The following is a 16,375-nucleotide window of genomic DNA, read 5'->3' as shown; positions in this document are numbered from 1 at the left end:
TCCCTAACATGTATTCGATGTCACGCTCGTTAGGAGGACCATGCGCTCGCTTCGCACCCTGTCCGCCACCGGGCTCCTCGCGGCGGCACTGCTGACGGGATCGGCGGCGCTCGCAGCGCCGTTGGACGGCACAGCCGTGCCGGCCGCTTCGGCCGGCACCGACCCCTTCGCCTACCGGCGCGGGCCGGTCACCATCACCCAGCACGGCGTGGAGAACCGCGACGGCGTGCTGGTCCGCGACATCACCTACGCCGCCCGCGACGGCGACCCCGTGCGCGCCTACCTGGTCGAGCCGGTCCGCAAGGGCCACTACCCGGCCGTCCTCTACCTGCACTGGTTCGAGCCCCCGAATCCGACCAGCAGCCGCCTGGAGTTCCTCGACGAGGCGGTGGCCCGGGCCCGGCAGGGCGCCGTGGCGCTGCTGCCCGACCTCACCTTTCCCTGGTCGATCGACGTGGTCGGTGACCAGCGCGACGTCGCCAACGTGGTGGCACAGACGGTCCGGCTGCGCCGCGGGCTCGACCTGCTCACCGCGCGCGCCGGCGTGGCGCGGGTCGCGGTGGTCGGCCACGACTACGGCGGCATGTACGGGCTGCTGCTCGCGTCCGTCGACCAGAGCCGGGTCAGCGCCGCGGTGGCGATGAACGTCGACGCCACCTTCAGCAACTGGTTCGCGACGTTCTTCCTCGGCCTCTCCGGCGACGCCACGATCGCCTACGAGAAGCTGTTCGAGCGGGTGGACCCGATCCGCTTCGTCGCCGACCGGCGCGGCGTGCCGCTGCTCTTCCAGTTCGCCGAGCCCGACTTCTTCGTGCCCGACTCGACCCGCCGCACGCTCGTCTCACTCGCGGCGGAGCCCAAGGACTACCACCTCTACCCCGACGCCGGCCACGAGCTCGACGCGGCCGCCCGCGCCGACCGCGAGGCCTGGCTCAGCGCGCACCTGGGGCGTTGACCCGACTCAGCCGCCGCCGGCGATGATCCGGTCGGCCGCCAGGGACGCCTGCTCGATCGGGATCGCGAAGCCGATCCCGATCGAGCCGCCACCCTCCAGCGACGCGATCGCCGTGTTGACGCCGACCACCTCGCCGCGGGCGTTGACCAGCGGGCCGCCGGAGTTGCCGGGGTTGATGGAGGCGTCGGTCTGGATCGCCGTCTGGCGCCGGCCCTTGGGCAGTTGCACCTCGCGGTCGAGCGCGCTGACGATGCCGGCGGTCACCGTTCCCGACAGGCCCAGCGGGCTGCCCACCGCGAGCACCGGCTCGCCGACCCGGGTGGTGCCGGACTTGGCCAGCGGCAACGGCCGCAGGCCGGTGGTCGACGGCACCTTCAACACCGCGATGTCGCGGTCGGGGTCGCGACCGACCAGCGTGGCTGGTATCCGCTGCCCCTTCGGCGTCTCCAGGTAGACCGAGCGGGGCTCGCCGGTGCCGAGCGTGTGGTCGTTGGTGATGACGTTCTGGTTGGTGTCGATCGCGAACCCGGACCCGGTCGACGCGCTGCCGTCGGCGTTGAGCACCTCGATCGAGACCACGCCCTGCAACGTGTTGCCCGCGGCGGCGATCAGGTCGGCCGACCCGGCGCCACCGGCGCCCGCGCTCGCCGACGGGGATGGCTGCGCGCCGACCTTGGTCCGCTCGCGGGCCACGAAACCACCGGCGAGGCCGCCGGAGACCGCGGCGACCACGATCACCGCGGCGGCGGCCAGCGCGGCGCGGCGCCAGCCGGCGGTGGAGAAGGAGCGGCGCTTGCCGGTCGCCGGCGGGCGCCCGTCGCTGCCCAGCAGTTCGAGGTCCGGGGAGACATACTCGGGACCGCGCGGCTCACCGAGGCCCGGTGGCATCGTCGGTGTGGTCGTCATCGGCTCGTCCCCCTTCTCACTCACGGGATCCTGGAGAACCAGAACATCGACGCCAGGGCGGCGGCCATCGCGATGATCAGGGCCAGGCCGATGAACCGCGACGAGACGTCCGCGCGCTCCTTCACATAGCCGACGGAGCTGCCGATGTCGGCGTACACCGCCTGAAGTTCCTCTTTGGAATCGGCCTCGTGATAGCCGCCTTTGGTCTTCTCGGCCACCCCGCGCAGCGTGTCGCCGTCGACCGGCACCGACATCGCGACACCGCCGCGCCGGGCGATCTCCCCGGCCGTGGTGCCGAACGAGATGGTGTCGACCGGCACGTTCATCGTGTTGGCCTCGCCGGCCGCCTCGTCGGGATCCCGGCCGGAGGTGTTGGCACCGTCGGAGAGCAGCACGATGCGGGCCGGCGGCGGGTCCTTGTCGGCCCGCGGGTCGACACTGCGGATCGCGGCCAGCGAGGTGGTGATCGCCTCGCCGATCGCCGTGCCGCCCAGGCCGGCGGTGGTCTCGGAGAGCCGGTCGACGCCCGCCTTGAGCACGTCGCGGTCGGTGCCGGGCGGCACCACGACGGTGGCGTTGCCGGCGAACGCGACCAGGCCGACGTTGAAGTGGTCGGGCAGTTCGTCGGCGAAGTCCCGCGCCGCCTCCTTGGCCGCGCGCAGGCGGTCCGGCCGCACGTCGGTGGCCAGCATCGACGCCGACACGTCGACCGCGATCATCACGGTCGCCCGTTCCTTGGGCACCCGGACCTCGTCGGTCGGCCGGGCGAAGCCGACCACCAACAGCGCCAGCATGGCCAGGAACAGCGCGGCCGGCACGTGCCGCCGCCAGGCCGGGCGGTTCGGCGCGACCTTGTCGAGCAGGCGCAGATTGGTGAACCGCACGGCGTAGCGGCTGCGCCGCCGCTGCATCAGCACGTAGGCGATCGCCACCACCGCGACGCCGACCAGCAGCCAGAGCCGCGCCGGATTGAGGAAGGCGACGTCCGGCATCCCGTTCACCTCGTGCCTCCCATGGGTCGCCGCCTGGCCGGCGCCGCCGCGGCCCGCCGGCGCTGGTGGAGCACGTAGCGCACGATGTCGGCGACCCAGTCCCGGTCCGTCCGCAGTGGAAGGTGGCTGGCGCCGGCGCGGCGCAGAGCGGCGGCCACCGCTTCGCGTTCCTGCCGTGCGGCCGACGCGTACCGCTCGCGCAGCTTGCGGTTTCCGGTCGCGACCTCGCGCCGCCGGCCGGTCTCCGGGTCGACGAAGGTGATCAGGCCGACGTCCGGCAACTCCAGCTCACGCGGGTCGGTCACCTCCACGGCGAGCACCTGGTGCCGGGCCGCCAACCGCTTGAGCGGCCGCTCCCAGCCGGGCTCTCCCCGGTCGAGGCCGTCGTCCAGGAAATCCGAGATGACCACCACCAGTCCCCGGTGGACCGCGGAGCGCTGCATTCCGTCGATCGCGGTGGCCAGATCCTCGCCGTCCGCGCCTTCCCCGTCGCGGTCGGCGCCGAGCAGCTCGCGCAGCAACGCCTGCAGGTGCACCCGGCCGGTGCGCGCCGGCACCCGCCGGGTGCCGTCGCGGCGCAGCACGTGCGCGCCGAGCCGGTTGCCGGTGCCGGCGGTGAGGAACCCGACGGCGGCGACCGCGGCGACCGCCAATTCGCGCTTCTCCACCTCGGCGGTGCCGAAATCCATGCTGGCCGACCCGTCGACCAGCACCCAGGTGGTCAGCTCCCGGTCGGCGTCGACCTCGCGGACGTGCGGCACGTTGGTGCGGGCGGTGACCGCCCAGTCCATCCAGCGCACCTCGTCTTCGCCCGGCCGGTATTCCCGGGAGCCGGAGAACTCCGACCCGGGGCCGGGCAGCAGGCCGAGATACTGGCCCTGCAACATGCCGTCCAGGCGCCGGGTGACCATCAGCTCCAGCCGGCGCAGGCGTTCCTCCGGCGCGAGCTGCCGGACGGTCACCTCGGGCGCCCGGCGGCTCATGCCGCCGCCAGTCCCCGAAGCTCCGCGTCCGGCTCCGCCGCCAGGTGGGGCGGCGGGACGGCGTCGACCAGCTTCTCCACGACCGACTCGGCCGACACGCCGTCGGCGACCGCGTCGAAGGAGAGCACCAGCCGGTGCGAGATCACTTCGCCGGCCAGTTCCCGGACGTCGTCGGGCACCACGTAGTCGCGGCCGCGCAGCACGGCCAGGCCGCGGGCGGCGGCGACCAGGCCGAGCGTGGCCCGCGGGCTGGCCCCGTACGCGAGCTGCTTGGCCACCTCCACCAGGCCGAACCGGGCCGGCTCGCGGGTGGCCAGCACGAGGCGGACGACGTACTCGGCGATCGCGTGATGCACGAAGACCTTGCGGTTGAGCTGCTGCAACTCGCGCAGCCGGGCCGGATCGAGCACCTGCCGTGGGGTGGGCCGGTCGCCGCTCATCCGGTAGAGGATGCCCAGCTCCTCCTCGTCGGTCGGATAGCCGACCACGACCCGCATCAGGAACCGGTCCCGCTGGGCCTCGGGGAGGTGGTAGACGCCCTCGGACTCGATGGGGTTCTGGGTGGCCAGCACAAGGAACGGCTCCGGCACCGGCCAGGATCGGCCGCCGATCGAGACCTGGCGCTCGGCCATCGCCTCCAGCAGCGCCGACTGGACCTTGGCCGGTGCGCGGTTGATCTCGTCGGCCAGCACCAGGTTGGCCATCACCGGCCCGAGCTCGACGTCGAACGACTCGGTCGACGCCCGATAGATCCGGGTGCCGACGATGTCGGAGGGCACCAGGTCAGGGGTGAACTGGATCCGGGCGAAGCTGCCGCCGACGGTCTCGGCCAGGGTCTGCGCGGCGAGCGTCTTGGCCACGCCGGGCACGCCCTCCAGCAGGCAGTGTCCGTTGGCCAGCAGGGCGACGACCAGCCGCTCGACCAGCTTGTCCTGCCCGACGATGACCCGTTTGACCTCGAAGAGGACTTCCTCGAGGACCGCACCGGTGCGCCGCGCGGCGGCCGGGTCCGAGCCGGCCGCGTAGGCCTCGTCGGGGGTCTCCTCCGCGAAGTCGAACTCGGACGGTGGCGGCAAACTGGGCGTCATGAAGTCGAGCGTCCCGGTTGGTCACGGAATTGGGGGCTATTTAGCCCAATTTGTGGCGACTATTCTTATGATCATCTAGGTTCGCGCAGGTCAGCGACGAACACCGGCAGATCATGGAGCCGGTCGGTGGCCGTCCGGTCCAACTCCGCCAGCGGGTAGGGGCCCGGATCATCGCGGCCCAGGGTCGCCCGGATCCGCCAGGCGAGACGGCTGAGCATCAGGCCGGCGCGGCGGGCGAGGCGGTCCGCTGTGGGCGGCAGGTGCCCGCCGTGCGCCGCATAGGCCTCCATACCACCACCGAAGGCGTACGCGGCGTGCGCGGCGACCAGGCCGGCGCTGTCGGGGCCGGCGCCGTCCCAGTCCACGATCACCGGACCGGCCGGGGTGACCAGCACGTTTTACGGCTCGAGATCGCGATGGGTGAACACGTAGTCGCCGGCGCGGGCGAAGGCCCCGGCGACCCATTCCGTCGCCGCGGCCAGGTCGGCGAGGCGCTCGCCCAGCACGCCGGCCCAGGGCCGTCCCTGCGTCCGGCCCTCGTCGTGCCACCCGGCCCAGTCGGCCGGCCGGAAGATGCCGTAGACGTCGGGCTCGGCGGTCGCCAGCGGGCGCAGCCGATGCAGCCGGGCCAGCGTGGCGCCGAGCCAGTCGGCCAGGTCGTCGCCGGGCCCGATCGGCCGGCCGTCGACCCACTCGGAGACCCTTCCCAGGGTTCCGTCCGCCAGCCGCGCGGCACACCCGACCGCGGGATCCGGCGGCCGGACCGGGCTGGGCGCGGGGATGCCGGCGGCGATCGCGTCCTGCTCGAACGCCATCGCGGCGGCCAACTCGGTCTCTCTCCCGGGCGGCACCCGCTTGACGATGAACCGCCCGCCGTCGCCGGTGGTCAGCCGCCAGGTCCGGGCGCTCGACCAGGCGTACGGCTCCAGCGTGGCGCCGCGCTCCGGCAGCCCGAAGGCGGCGCAGACGGCCGGGGCGTCGATGGCCATCCGGTGACCATACGTCGGGTGGATCTTCGCCGGAAGCGCACCAATCCTTCACACCCGCGCTCTAGCGTTCTTCTCATGCGGACGGCGCGCCAACGGACCGGTGACGTCGCGCCCGACCAGCGGGGGCGGTCGGTCGCGACGACGGCGGCCTGTTGGCTCGCCGTCGCGCCGGGCGCGGCCTGGACCGCGGTCCGGCTCGGCGGCTGGGAACGCGGGCCGCTGGTGCAACTGATGGCCTACACGCCCTACGCGGCCGGCCTGGCCGTGCTGCCGTTGATCGGCGCGCTGGCCCTGCGGCGCTGGCGCGCGGCGGCGGTCGCGGCGCTCTCGCTGGTCGCGCTGGCGGGTGTGGTGCTCCCGCGGACCATGCCGGGTGGTGCTGCCGACGCCGGCGGGCCCCGGCTGCGGGTGCTCACCGCCAACATCAAGCACGGCGAGGCCGACCCCGACGCGCTGGTGCGGCTGGTCCGCGAGCACGACGTCGACGTGCTCGCGGTGCAGGAACTCAACGCCGACTTCATCGCGGCGCTCGACAAGGCCGGCATCGGCGAGTTGCTGGCGCACCGGATCGTCGACGACCCGGCGGTCTACGTCAACGGCGGCCTCTACTCCCGCTTTCCGCTCACCGGGGGCGGCATCCACCAGGACGAGTCGGGTTTCACCCAGGCGTACGCGACGGTGACGCTCGACGGCGCCGCACCCCTGTCGATCGAGTCGGTGCACTCGTGCGCGCCGCTGACCGTCGCCGACGTGCCCTGCTGGTTCGCCGGGCTGCGCGGCCAGTCACCGGCCACACCGGACGGTGCGATCAGGCTGTTGATGGGTGACTTCAACGCCACAGTGGACCACGCTCCGCTGCGGGCCTTGCTGGCCACCGGATACGACGACGCGGCGGCCAGGACCGGGCACGGTTGGCACGGCACGTGGCGCCCGATCGACCGGGCCTACACCCTGCCGCCGATCGCGATCGACCACATCCTGATCGACCGGCGGGTGGCGGTGCGCAGGTTCGCGGTGTGGCCGCTGCCCGGCAGCGACCACAGCGCCGTCTTCGCCGAAGTCTCCTTGCCGCCTAGCTGACCACGGGTTCCCGGTCGAGGCCGTAGGTGAGCGCGTCGACCAGTGCGTGCCAGCTCGCCTCCACCACGTTCTCGTGGACGCCCACGGTGGTGAAGTCGCGGCCCCGGCCGTCGTTGGTCTCCACCAGCACCCGGGTGACCGCACCGGAGCCGTGCGAGCCCTCCAGGATGCGCACCTTGTAGTCGGCCAGCACGAACGAGGTCAGCTCCGGGTAGTGCTTCGAAAGTGCCAACCGCAGTGCCTCGTCGAGCGCGTTGACCGGACCGTTGCCCTCGGCGGTCGCGATCACCCGCTCGCCGCGGACCCGGACCTTGGCGGTCGCCTCGGAGACCACCGCGCCGTCTTCACGGTGCTCCACCAGCACCCGGTAGGACTCCAGCGCGAACGGGCGGGTCACCTCGCCCAGCTCGCCGCGGACCAGCAGTTCGAAGCTCGCGTCCGCGGCCTCGAACGACCAGCCGCCGGCCTCGAGGTCCTTGACCCGCTGGGTGACGCGGGAGAGTTCGGCGGGATGGCCGGCCAGGTCGATGCCGAGCTCGCGGCTCTTGAGCTCGATGCTGGCCCGGCCGGCCATCTCGGTGACCAGGATCCGCATGTCGTTGCCGACGACCGAGGGCTCGACGTGGTTGTAGAGCAGGGGATCCACTTTGATCGCACTCGCGTGCAGCCCCGCCTTGTGAGCGAATGCGGCAGCTCCCACGTACGCCTGATGGGTGTCGGGGGCGATGTTGGCGATCTCGGCGATCGAGTGCGAGACCCGCATCGCCTGTTCGAGGCACCCGTCCGGTAGGACGGGCAGCTCCAACTTGAGCGCAAGATTGGCGACGACGGCGAACAGGTCGGCGTTGCCGGGCCGCTCGCCGTAGCCGTTGGCGGTGCACTGGAAGTGCTCGACGCCGGCCTCGACCGCGGCGACGGTGTTGGCCACCGCGCACGAGGTGTCGTTCTGGCAGTGGATGCCGAGCCGGTTGGCGGCGACGCCGAGCCGGCCGGTGAGGTCGGTGATCGCGGCGGTGATCCGCGACGGAAGCATGCCGCCGTTGGTGTCACACATCACCACGACCTCGGCGCCGGCCTCCAGCGCGGCCTGCACCACCGACGCGGTGTAGGCGGGGTCGTGGCGGAAGCCGTCGAAGAAGTGCTCGCAGTCGAGGAAGACGCGGCGGTCGTTGGCGACGAAATGCGCGACCGTGTCCCGCACCATCGCCAGGTTCTCCGCGCCGGTCGTACGCAGCGCCCGCTCCACGTGCCGGATGTCGGACTTCGCGACCAGGCAGACGGCGGGCGTCTCGGCGTCGAGCAGCGCGCGCACCTGCGGGTCTTCGTTGACGGCGACGCCGGCCTTGCGGGTGGCGCCAAACGCGACGAGTTGGGCATGTCGCAGGTCGAGTTCCTTCTGGGCGCGCTTGAAGAACTCCGTGTCCTTGGGCATCGCGCCGGGCCAGCCGCCCTCGATGAAACCCACGCCGAACTCGTCGAGCAGGCGGGCGACGGCGAGCTTGTCGACCACCGAATAGCTGATCCCCTCGCGCTGTGCCCCGTCGCGCAGCGTGGTGTCGTACACCTGGTAGGGCATGATCCTGTCGTCCTTTCACGGGAGCGATGGGGCGTTGCGCCGCAACAAAAAGACCCCCCGCGAAATGCGGGAGGTCTGCGCGCTCGGCGGTGTGGGTTGCCGGCGCGCTAGCTGCCAATAATGAGGGTGGCGAGGTGCGTCACGCTCCGTACTTTGCCACGGTCGGGCCGTGACGCCAACTCCTTGACCACATGTCGGGATCACCCGTTGGTGGGTTTCCGCCGCCCTGCGCGGGGTAGGAAGTTTCATGACCGAGTAAGACAGTCGATACGAGGAGTGAAGGTTCCCATGGACCGGCTCGACCCTCAGACGACACCCAAGGCCATGCCTCCCGCGGCACACGGCGGCGTGCCGAAGGGCACGTTCGACCCGTGGTCGTTCCGCGACGAGGCTGGTGTGACCGGCTCGGAACTGGTCGGCTACAAGGTGGAGGCGACCGACGGCCACATCGGCAAGATCGATGCGGCCAGCTACGAAGTCGACGCCAGCCACCTGGTGGTCGACACCGGCGCGTGGATCTTCGGCAAGAAGGTCATGCTTCCCGCCGGCGTCGTCAACCAGGTAGACCACGACGACCAGAAGGTCTACGTCGACCGGAGCAAGGAACAGATCAAGAACGCCCCGGAGTACGACGCGGAGACGCACACCGATCCGGCCTACCGGGACAAGCTCGGCGGTTACTACGGCGAAACGTACGACCCCGCCCGGCCGCGCTTGTAGTTCGGTCGACCCCGGCGCCCGCCATTCACCTGGCGGGCGCCGGCCTATGTCCATAGTGGAGGATCAGCGGTGCGCTACGGTGTTGGGCATGGAGCGGTCCTATTCCTTTGACGGCGTCTTCAACTTCCGCGACATCGGCGGCTATGCCGGGCTCGACGGCCGCACCGTGCGCTGGGGCCGGGTGTTCCGGTCCGACTCGGTGCACCGGGTCGCGCCCGCCTCACTGCCCGGCCTGGGCGTGCGCACGGTCATCGACCTGCGCCGCCCGCGCGAGGTTTCCCGCGACGGCCGGGTTGTCGACTATCCGGGCCTCGACTATCGGCACATCCATCCGGAGCACCCGGAATGGGGCTTGGCCGCGGAGGGCGAGACGATGGAGCGCTTCATCGCCGACCGCTACCGGGAACTGGCGTCGATCGGCAGCGCCGGCATCGGCGCGGCGCTCAAGGTCATCGCGGACCCGTCGGCGGCGCCGGTGGTCGTGCACTGCGTGGCCGGCAAGGACCGCACGGGCGTGGTCTGTGCGCTCACCCTGTCACTGGTCGGCGTCAGCGACGACGACGTCGCGGCCGACTATGCGCTGAGCACGGCGGCATCGGAACGCTTCTCGGCGTGGCTGCGGTCGTCACTGCCGTCGGCCAAGGAGCCGCCGGCCCCGTTCATGGCCTCGCCCGCCGCGGCGATGCACCTGTTCTTGTCGGAGTTGCGCGCGGAGCACGGCTCGGTCGACGACACTACGCCCGGCACGCCGGCCTGACCGACGACGACCTGGCCGCGCTGCGCTCACATCTGCTGACGTCCGGGGCCGGAGAGCGCTAGGCGCTCCCCGGCCTCCGCCGGTTACTTCTTGATGGGTTCGAGGCAGAGCACGTCGCCGTTGTGGCCCTCGCCCGACCAGAACCAGGCCTCGACCGTCGGGTGGGCGGCGCACCCGGTGTAGTTCTCGCCCGCGGCGTCGAAGTCGTCGTCGCGGACGTCTTCGACCTCGTCGAGCACCGTCCACTCGGCGGAGGCGTCGTCGCAGTCGACGACCTTGATGTCCTCGGAACTCTGGCCGATCAGGCAGTCGCCGGTGCTGGCGATACTCGGGTCGCCGGTCATGACCGACCAGATCGTGCCCACGACGATCAGCAGGACGATCCCGATCGCGCCGCCCGCGAGCTTGCGCAGGGCGATGCTCTTGTTGCTCATCCTGGCCGGGTCGATCATCGTCGGCCCACCGGCGGGAAAGTGACTGGCCGGCGGCGGCGTGAAGGGCGGCAGAGGCACGCCGCTAGGCGTGGTGGGCACCCCGGCCGGCGGCTGCTGCGGCGGGGTCATGGGCTGCTCGGACACGATGTTCCTCTCGAAGATCAAACTCCGTCCGCGAAGATAGATCATCGATGCGCCGCGCGCTGCCCCGGCCATCCATCTGCCTAGCGACTATCCACAATGGTTTTCGCCGGTTACTTGACCGGCTCGAGGCAGAGCACGTAACCGGTGCCACCCTCGGTCCCCGACCAGTACCACGCAGTCGCCGTCGGGTGGCCGCCGCACCCGGCGTAGTCACCGCCCGCGGCGTTGAAGTCGGCCTGGCGCACGCCCTCGACCCGCCCGGCAACCTTCCACGCGGCGTCGGCATCCCCACAGCCGACAACCGTCATGGCCTCGCCGTCCTGACCAACCAGGCAGTCACCGTCCTGGGCGGCGATCCCACCACCGATCGTGGCCGTCCAAACCGTGCCGGCGACAACGAGCGCGACCACCGCACCAACGGCGATGAGCCCCCTACGAACAGCAACCTGCCTCTCGCGACGCGCCCCCACCTCGCCCGTCAGCGGCTTCGGAACTGCAGCTATCTCGTCTGCCGGCTGAGCCGCGGTCGGGTTCATGGTCTGGTCGGACACGGTCTTCCTCTCGGGGTGGAACTCTGAACGGAACGGTAAGCCAGCAGAGCCTCCGCCGTTGCCCCGCTCCCCCTCGCTCAAAGCCATGCGAGCCCGAGCGACCCGCGCCGACTGAACGAGGAGGTCTACCCGGCGGCCGCAGAGGATCGTCACGCGCCGTGTCGGGCATCCCGAATTGACCGTGCGCGTGCTGGTCGCTCGCGTTGACCCGTTCGACCCGCACGCGTCGATCGGCCCGTTGACCGTTGCCACGGCCCGTCAACGCCAGCGCCGACCGTTGACCGCCGACGGTCAACAAGGGCGCGTTGACCGTCATCGGCAGAAGTCAACGAGCGCGCGCCGACGGCTGCCAGCAATCGCCTCTCGACCGTCGACACCGGCCCGCCACAACCAGCGCCCGTTGACCGTTGACCGTTACAGGGCACCCATCGCCCTGCCCTCTGTTGATCGGCCTCACCAAGCGCCGCGCAGCTGTTGACTGGCAAAGGTCAACCAGCGCGCGATGACCAGTGCAAGCAACCGCCAGCAACAGACGACGGACGCCCCTGACCGTTGACATCTGCGTGGCCAACAACGGCCGTTGATTGCCGACCAGACCGTTGACCATTGACCGCCAACGCCCAAACCGCTGTTGACCGTTGACTGGCAACGCCAGGCAACGCCCGTTGACCGTTCAAGGCAACCGACAACCAGCGGGCGTTGACCGCGCCGCACCGAGCGCACTGCCGGCCTATTGCGCGCGGGCCTGGTGCGGTCTCGGTCCGCGCCACACCATGCCACGCCAGAAGGCGGGCACCACTTCGGACAGTCCATAAAGGTCAGACGGAGCTCTCGCTAGGTCGGCTCCGAGCCCGATCGGGGCCGCGCGTCTCCCGCCGCACCGAGTGGCGCCGCAGGGACGGCGACCAGACGAGGGTCTTGGCGCTGAACGCCGCCCGAGTCCTCCAGCCCCTTGGCCGCGGACGGGTCCCACCGCGCGGCTGCGAGGCCCGAATCAGGCGCTTGATTTGCAGCCAACAATTCCGGCATCAGCCGGCGCTTGATTTGGTTGCGGCGCAACCAGACGCGAAGGCCGAGTCCGGCGGGAGCAACGGTCGCGCCCCCGACGGACCCGGGCCATCATCGAGCTCTGTCCTTAAAGGACCTTGTGGACCCAACCGTAAGGATCGGTGGCGCGGCCGCGCTGGATGTCGACCAGTTGCTTGCGCAGCGCCATTGTCTGCTCGCCGAAGCCGCCGTCGCCCATTTTGAAGGAGCCGCCTTCGTAGCGGACCTCGCCGATCGGGGTGATGACCGCCGCGGTGCCGCAGGCGAAGGCCTCGCGGATGCGGCCGCTCTCGGCGTCGGCCTGCCACTCGTCGAACGCCACCGGGCGCTCGATCACGGCGTGGCCGGCGTCGGTGGCCAGGCGCATCACGGCCTCGCGGGTGATGCCGGGCAGGATCGTGCCGAGTGGCGGGGTGACGAGGGTGCCGTCGTCGTAGACGAAGAAGATGTTCATGCCGCCCAGTTCGTCTATCCAGCGCTGCTCGACCGCGTCGAGGAAGACGACCTGGTCGCAGCCGTTGGCCGCGGCCTGTTGCTGGGGCAGCAGCGAGGCGGCGTAGTTGCCGCCGCACTTCGCCGCGCCGGTGCCGCCCGGTGCGGCCCGCGTGTAGTCGGGGCTCACCCACACGTTGACCGGCTTGATGCCGTTCTTGAAGTAGGAGCCGACCGGCGACGCGATCACCACGTAGAGGTATTCCATCGCCGGGCGCACGCCCAGGAAGACCTCGTTGGCGAACATGAACGGGCGCAGGTAGAGGCTGTCTTCGCCGTTGGTGGGGATCCAGTCGCGGTCGATGCTGATCAAACGGCGCAGCGAGTCGACGAAGGCGCCCTCGGGCAGGTGGGGCATCGCCAGGCGGGTGGCCGACGTGGAGAACCGGGCGGCGTTGGCGTCCGGGCGGAACATGGTCACCGTGCCGTCGGCGTTGCGGTAGGCCTTGAGGCCTTCGAAGATCTCCTGCGCGTAGTGCAGGACCGCGCTGGCCGGGTCCATCTGGATCGGCGCGCGAGCCTCGACCCGGGCCTCGTACCAGCCTTTGCCCTCGGCGTAACGGGCGGTCACCATGTGGTCGGTGAATACCCGGCCGAATCCCGGGTCGACCATGAGCGCGGCGCGCTCGGCCGGGTCTACCGGCTGAGGATTCGGACGAATCTCGAAGTCGAGCTTGTCACCACCGCTCATCGCGTTGGACCTCCAGTAATCCGGCGGGCCGCGCCGGCAACGCTCAGTAAGGGCTGCGAAGAAAACTTACCCCGAACGGTCGTTCATGGGGGAGGGGGAGCCCGGCGAAACCACTCAGCCGACAGCGGCGGTGGCGAGCCGGTCGCCGATCTCGGCGGTGCGCAGCGGCGTGCCGGAGTTGCGCCCGGCCAGCTCGGCGGCGACCGCCTCGGCTACTCGGTGTGCGGCGTCGGCGTGCCCGAGGTGGTCGAGCAGCAGCGAGACCGACAGCACGGCGGCGGCCGGGTCGGCCACGCCCTTGCCGGCGATGTCGGGTGCCGAGCCGTGCACCGGCTCGAACATCGACGGGTGGACCCGCTCCGGGTTGATGCACCCGCTGGCGGCCATGCCGATGCCACCGGTCACGGCGGCGGCGATGTCGGTGAGGATGTCACCGAAGAGGTTGTCGGTGACGATGACGTCGTAACGCTGCGGCTGGGTCACGAGGAACATCGCGGCGGCGTCGACGTGCTGGTATTCGGTCGCCACGTCGGGGTGCTCGGCGGCGACGGTCTCGAAGGTGCGGGCCCACAACGAGCCGGCGTGGGTGAGCACGTTGGTCTTGTGCACGAGGGTGACCTTGCGGCGGGGCCGGCGCTCTGCGCGCGCGAACGCGTCACGGATCACCCGTTCGACACCGTGCCGGGTGTTGAGACTCTCCTCGGTCGCGATCTCGGCGGGCGTGCCCCGGTGGAGGCCGCCGCCGGCGCCGGCGTAGAGACCCTCGGTGCCCTCGCGCACCACGATCATGTCGATCTCGCCGGGCTTGACCCCGGCCAGCGGGCTGACCACGCCCGGGAAGAGACGTGAGGGGCGCAGGTTGACGTATTGGTCGAAGGCGAACCGGAGCTTGAGCAGCAGCCCCCGCTCGAGCACACCCGGCGGCACGGTCGGGTCGCCGACGGCGCCGAGCAGGATCGCGTCGTGGCCGCGCAGCTCGTCGAGCACCGAGTCGGGCAGCACCTCACCGGTGCGGTGGTAGCGCGCCGCGCCAAGGTCGTATTCGGTCGCCTCGACGCCCGGGAGCACCGCGTCGAGCACCTTGCGCGCCTGGTCGATCACTTCGGGACCGATGCCGTCACCGGCCACCACCGCGATCCGCGCCACAGACACGTCAAAGCTCCTTCGCCAACGAAACGGTCTAACAAACGTTAAGGCATCGTCCCGACAACCGGTATGCCGCTCCCACTATGCGGAATCGGGCAGAATGCCCCAGGAAACTCTCAGCTGGCGCTCATGCCCCCGTCACCCGCAAATCCTAGGTTTAACGCAGTCACAGCCGGAAGGGGGCCCGATGCGCCCAGACCTACGCCTCGGCGGCGGCCCGGCCAGCACGCTCGCCCATCCCGCCGCCGCCAACGGTGGCCTGGTCGCACACCACACCGTGCAGACCTCCACGGCCGGCTTCACGCTGACCCTGGTCAGCCCCGCGTGGATGAGCCGCCGCACACTCGCCGCCACCATCGCCGACGCGGTCGCCGAACTCCGGGCGGTCGACTTCGCATACAGCCCGATCCGCGAGTCCAGCCTGGTCGCCCGCCTCCGCCGCGGCGAAGTAGCACCGGACGCCTACGCACCCCTGGCCGACCTGGTCGCCCGCTGCGACGCCATGCGCGCGGCCACGGATGGCTGGTTCGACGCGTGGTCGGCACCCGGCGGCTTCGACCCGAGCGCGCTCGTCAAGGGCTGGGCGATGGAAAGAGCGGCAGCGAGGGTACGGGCGGCCGGCATCAGCGACTACGCCGTGGCCAGCGGCGGCGACCTGACCGTCCGCGGCAACGCCCCACATGGCGGTCCGTGGCGGATCGCGGTGCATCACCCGTACGAGGCCCGCCGCAAGCCGGTCCTCCTGGAACTGACGGCCGGCGCGATAGGCACGTCGGGCGTAACCGGCCGCCGCGGCCACGTGGTCGACCCACACCGCGCCACACCGGTCGAGGAGATCCGCGCCGCAACGGTGATGGGCCCAGACCTGGCGGTCGCCGACGCCTATGCGACGGCGCTCTACGCGGCCGGTGAGGCGGGCCTCTCCTGGTTCCCGACCGCGGAGGGCTACACCGGTACCCTGATCCTGGATGCCGTCGCCGCGAGGCGCTAACCGGCCGGCCCGCCACGGCCGTCGAACGTCGCCGTTGGTTGGCGCCGGGTTCGCCGCCGTCACGATGCGCGCGGCCCTCGGGTATGCGCAGTCCCTCAGGCGCGGCCGGGACACCTTCGGTGTCTTGATCCGCCGGCTAACCGGGCCACCATCGCCCGGTCGACCGGCGCCGCCCCGCAGCCAGCGCCGACGGCCAGGCAGCAACCCCAGCCCGGATCGACCAGCGCGCCCGGCAGCCCCTTTCCACCGCCAGGCAGCAACCCCCAGTCCAGATCGACCAGCGCGCCCAACAGCCAGCCCCCACGGCCAGGCAGCAACCCCCAGTCCAGATCGACCAGCGCGCCCGGCAGCCCCTTTCCACCGCCAGGCAGCAACCCCCAGTCCAGATCGACCAGCGCGCCCGGCAGCCAGCCCTCACGCCCAGGCAGCAACCCCCAGTCCAGATCGACCAGCGGCCCGGAGCAAGCCCGACCACTAGCCAGCAACTCCCGGTGGGAGTGACCAGCCCGGGTCCTCCGCACCTCTGGGCGCGACGATCGTGGCGCGTAACCGTTCTCCGGCGCCGCAGGCGCCGACCGACGCCGGCGCTGTCCAGAACGGCGATGCGACCCCTGCGAAAGACAAGCGAACGCGGCGCCCACCCAGGGAAGACCAACCTCACAAGTCCTTGTCCCACCCAGACCAAGACGGAAAACCGCAAACCGTGGCGACTACCCGAGCTGACCCGAACCCTGCACACGCGAGGAAGCGAAGTGGCGCGCTCGTGTCGCGCGGCGCGGCGCTGCCCCGGGCCGGGCGATCGGACCGGTCGCCGCGGTCACCGCGGGCGTGCC

The 16,375-nt window shown here is 71.3% G+C and carries 15 protein-coding genes and 2 pseudogenes; 5 read left to right on the top strand and 12 right to left on the bottom strand.

The features are described 5' to 3' along the window. Positions 1-40 precede the first annotated feature (40 nt). Positions 41-955 (top strand): alpha/beta fold hydrolase, encoded by a 915-nt coding sequence (locus AB0J74_RS33395; protein ID WP_363455343.1) that lies wholly within the window; start codon positions 41-43, stop codon positions 953-955. Positions 956-961: 6 nt separating this feature from the next. On the opposite strand, the gene AB0J74_RS33390 is transcribed toward AB0J74_RS33395, so the two are convergent. The 6 genes and pseudogenes from AB0J74_RS33390 to AB0J74_RS33365 all read right to left on the bottom strand — a co-directional run bounded on the left by AB0J74_RS33390 (position 962) and on the right by AB0J74_RS33365 (position 5,913). Continuing rightward, a complete protein-coding gene (locus AB0J74_RS33390) occupies positions 962-1,861 on the bottom strand; it encodes a trypsin-like peptidase domain-containing protein (RefSeq protein WP_363455340.1) in 900 nt (299 codons plus the stop codon). A 20-nt stretch (positions 1,862-1,881) separates the two neighbouring features. Then, the gene (locus tag AB0J74_RS33385; protein ID WP_363455337.1) at positions 1,882-2,853 is read right to left on the bottom strand and encodes a VWA domain-containing protein; all 972 of its coding nucleotides are present in this window, start codon (positions 2,851-2,853) and stop codon (positions 1,882-1,884) included. 5 nt (positions 2,854-2,858) lie between these two features. Continuing rightward, positions 2,859-3,836 (bottom strand): DUF58 domain-containing protein, encoded by a 978-nt coding sequence (locus tag AB0J74_RS33380; protein ID WP_363455334.1) that lies wholly within the window; start codon positions 3,834-3,836, stop codon positions 2,859-2,861. After that, positions 3,833-4,801 (bottom strand): annotated as a pseudogene (locus AB0J74_RS33375) (MoxR family ATPase); the annotation flags it as partial. The pseudogene AB0J74_RS33375 and the gene AB0J74_RS33380, both read right to left, overlap by 4 nt. Before the next feature lie 194 nt (positions 4,802-4,995). Next, positions 4,996-5,319 carry a hypothetical protein gene (locus tag AB0J74_RS33370; RefSeq protein ID WP_363455331.1) on the bottom strand — a complete coding sequence of 108 codons (324 nt, stop codon included), beginning with the start codon at positions 5,317-5,319 and terminating at the stop codon, positions 4,996-4,998. 3 nt (positions 5,320-5,322) lie between these two features. Then, positions 5,323-5,913: a phosphotransferase gene (locus AB0J74_RS33365; RefSeq protein WP_363455328.1), complete on the bottom strand. Its 591-nt coding sequence runs from the start codon at positions 5,911-5,913 to the stop codon at positions 5,323-5,325. 75 nt (positions 5,914-5,988) lie between these two features. Here AB0J74_RS33365 and AB0J74_RS33360 point away from each other — a divergent pair, with 75 nt between their 5' ends. Continuing rightward, positions 5,989-6,993, top strand: a complete 1,005-nt coding sequence (locus AB0J74_RS33360) for an endonuclease/exonuclease/phosphatase family protein (protein ID WP_363455325.1) — start codon at positions 5,989-5,991, stop codon at positions 6,991-6,993. Here the strand turns inward: AB0J74_RS33360 and cimA are convergent. Then, a complete protein-coding gene (cimA, locus tag AB0J74_RS33355) occupies positions 6,986-8,569 on the bottom strand; it encodes a citramalate synthase (RefSeq protein ID WP_363455322.1) in 1,584 nt (527 codons plus the stop codon). The genes AB0J74_RS33360 and cimA overlap by 8 nt on opposite strands. A gap of 324 nt (positions 8,570-8,893) precedes the next feature. Between cimA and AB0J74_RS33350 the strand changes: the two genes are divergently transcribed. Beyond that, entirely contained in the window at positions 8,894-9,289 is a 396-nt protein-coding gene (locus AB0J74_RS33350; protein WP_363455583.1) for a PRC-barrel domain-containing protein, read from the top strand. A gap of 88 nt (positions 9,290-9,377) precedes the next feature. Beyond that, positions 9,378-10,108, top strand: a pseudogene (locus tag AB0J74_RS33345) (tyrosine-protein phosphatase). Between the two features lie 21 nt (positions 10,109-10,129). On the opposite strand, the gene AB0J74_RS33340 reads toward AB0J74_RS33345, so the two are convergent. The 4 genes from AB0J74_RS33340 to AB0J74_RS33325 form a co-directional block, all read right to left on the bottom strand. Beyond that, positions 10,130-10,624, bottom strand: a complete 495-nt coding sequence (locus tag AB0J74_RS33340) for a hypothetical protein (protein WP_363455319.1) — start codon at positions 10,622-10,624, stop codon at positions 10,130-10,132. 110 nt (positions 10,625-10,734) lie between these two features. After that, positions 10,735-11,175, bottom strand: a complete 441-nt coding sequence (locus tag AB0J74_RS33335; protein WP_363455316.1) for a hypothetical protein — start codon at positions 11,173-11,175, stop codon at positions 10,735-10,737. Positions 11,176-12,310: 1,135 nt separating this feature from the next. Further along, complete coding sequence (locus AB0J74_RS33330; protein ID WP_363455313.1) at positions 12,311-13,405, bottom strand: branched-chain amino acid aminotransferase; 1,095 nt, start codon at positions 13,403-13,405, stop codon at positions 12,311-12,313. Between the two features lie 114 nt (positions 13,406-13,519). Continuing rightward, the gene (locus AB0J74_RS33325; protein WP_363455580.1) at positions 13,520-14,551 is read right to left on the bottom strand and encodes a 3-isopropylmalate dehydrogenase; all 1,032 of its coding nucleotides are present in this window, start codon (positions 14,549-14,551) and stop codon (positions 13,520-13,522) included. A 187-nt stretch (positions 14,552-14,738) separates the two neighbouring features. Here AB0J74_RS33325 and AB0J74_RS33320 point away from each other — a divergent pair, with 187 nt between their 5' ends. Next, a complete protein-coding gene (locus tag AB0J74_RS33320; RefSeq protein WP_363455310.1) occupies positions 14,739-15,542 on the top strand; it encodes an FAD:protein FMN transferase in 804 nt (267 codons plus the stop codon). A 95-nt stretch (positions 15,543-15,637) separates the two neighbouring features. On the opposite strand, the gene AB0J74_RS33315 is transcribed toward AB0J74_RS33320, so the two are convergent. Continuing rightward, a complete protein-coding gene (locus AB0J74_RS33315) occupies positions 15,638-15,973 on the bottom strand; it encodes a hypothetical protein (protein ID WP_363455308.1) in 336 nt (111 codons plus the stop codon). Between the last annotated feature and the right edge of the window lie 402 nt (positions 15,974-16,375).

The organism is Asanoa sp. NPDC049573, from assembly GCF_040676615.1.
In the GTDB taxonomy this organism is placed as follows: Bacteria; Actinomycetota; Actinomycetes; order Mycobacteriales; family Micromonosporaceae; genus Asanoa.
The sequence above is the reverse complement of the archived record's forward strand: the minus strand, read 5'-3'. Positions and strand labels throughout refer to the sequence as shown.

Excerpts from the sequence above, each read along its gene's own strand:
- AB0J74_RS33350 (WP_363455583.1), top strand. The coding sequence starts at position 8,894 with ATGCCTCCCGCGGCACACGGCGGCGTGCCGAAGGGCACGTTCGACCCG.
- AB0J74_RS33390 (WP_363455340.1), bottom strand. The coding sequence starts at position 1,861 with ATGACGACCACACCGACGATGCCACCGGGCCTCGGTGAGCCGCGCGGT.
- AB0J74_RS33380 (WP_363455334.1), bottom strand. The coding sequence starts at position 3,836 with ATGAGCCGCCGGGCGCCCGAGGTGACCGTCCGGCAGCTCGCGCCGGAG.
- cimA (WP_363455322.1), bottom strand. The coding sequence starts at position 8,569 with ATGCCCTACCAGGTGTACGACACCACGCTGCGCGACGGGGCACAGCGC.
- AB0J74_RS33320 (WP_363455310.1), top strand. The coding sequence starts at position 14,739 with ATGCGCCCAGACCTACGCCTCGGCGGCGGCCCGGCCAGCACGCTCGCC.
- AB0J74_RS33365 (WP_363455328.1), bottom strand. The coding sequence starts at position 5,913 with ATGGCCATCGACGCCCCGGCCGTCTGCGCCGCCTTCGGGCTGCCGGAG.
- AB0J74_RS33395 (WP_363455343.1), top strand. The coding sequence starts at position 41 with ATGCGCTCGCTTCGCACCCTGTCCGCCACCGGGCTCCTCGCGGCGGCA.
- AB0J74_RS33385 (WP_363455337.1), bottom strand. The coding sequence starts at position 2,853 with ATGCCGGACGTCGCCTTCCTCAATCCGGCGCGGCTCTGGCTGCTGGTC.
- AB0J74_RS33360 (WP_363455325.1), top strand. The coding sequence starts at position 5,989 with ATGCGGACGGCGCGCCAACGGACCGGTGACGTCGCGCCCGACCAGCGG.
- AB0J74_RS33330 (WP_363455313.1), bottom strand. The coding sequence starts at position 13,405 with ATGAGCGGTGGTGACAAGCTCGACTTCGAGATTCGTCCGAATCCTCAG.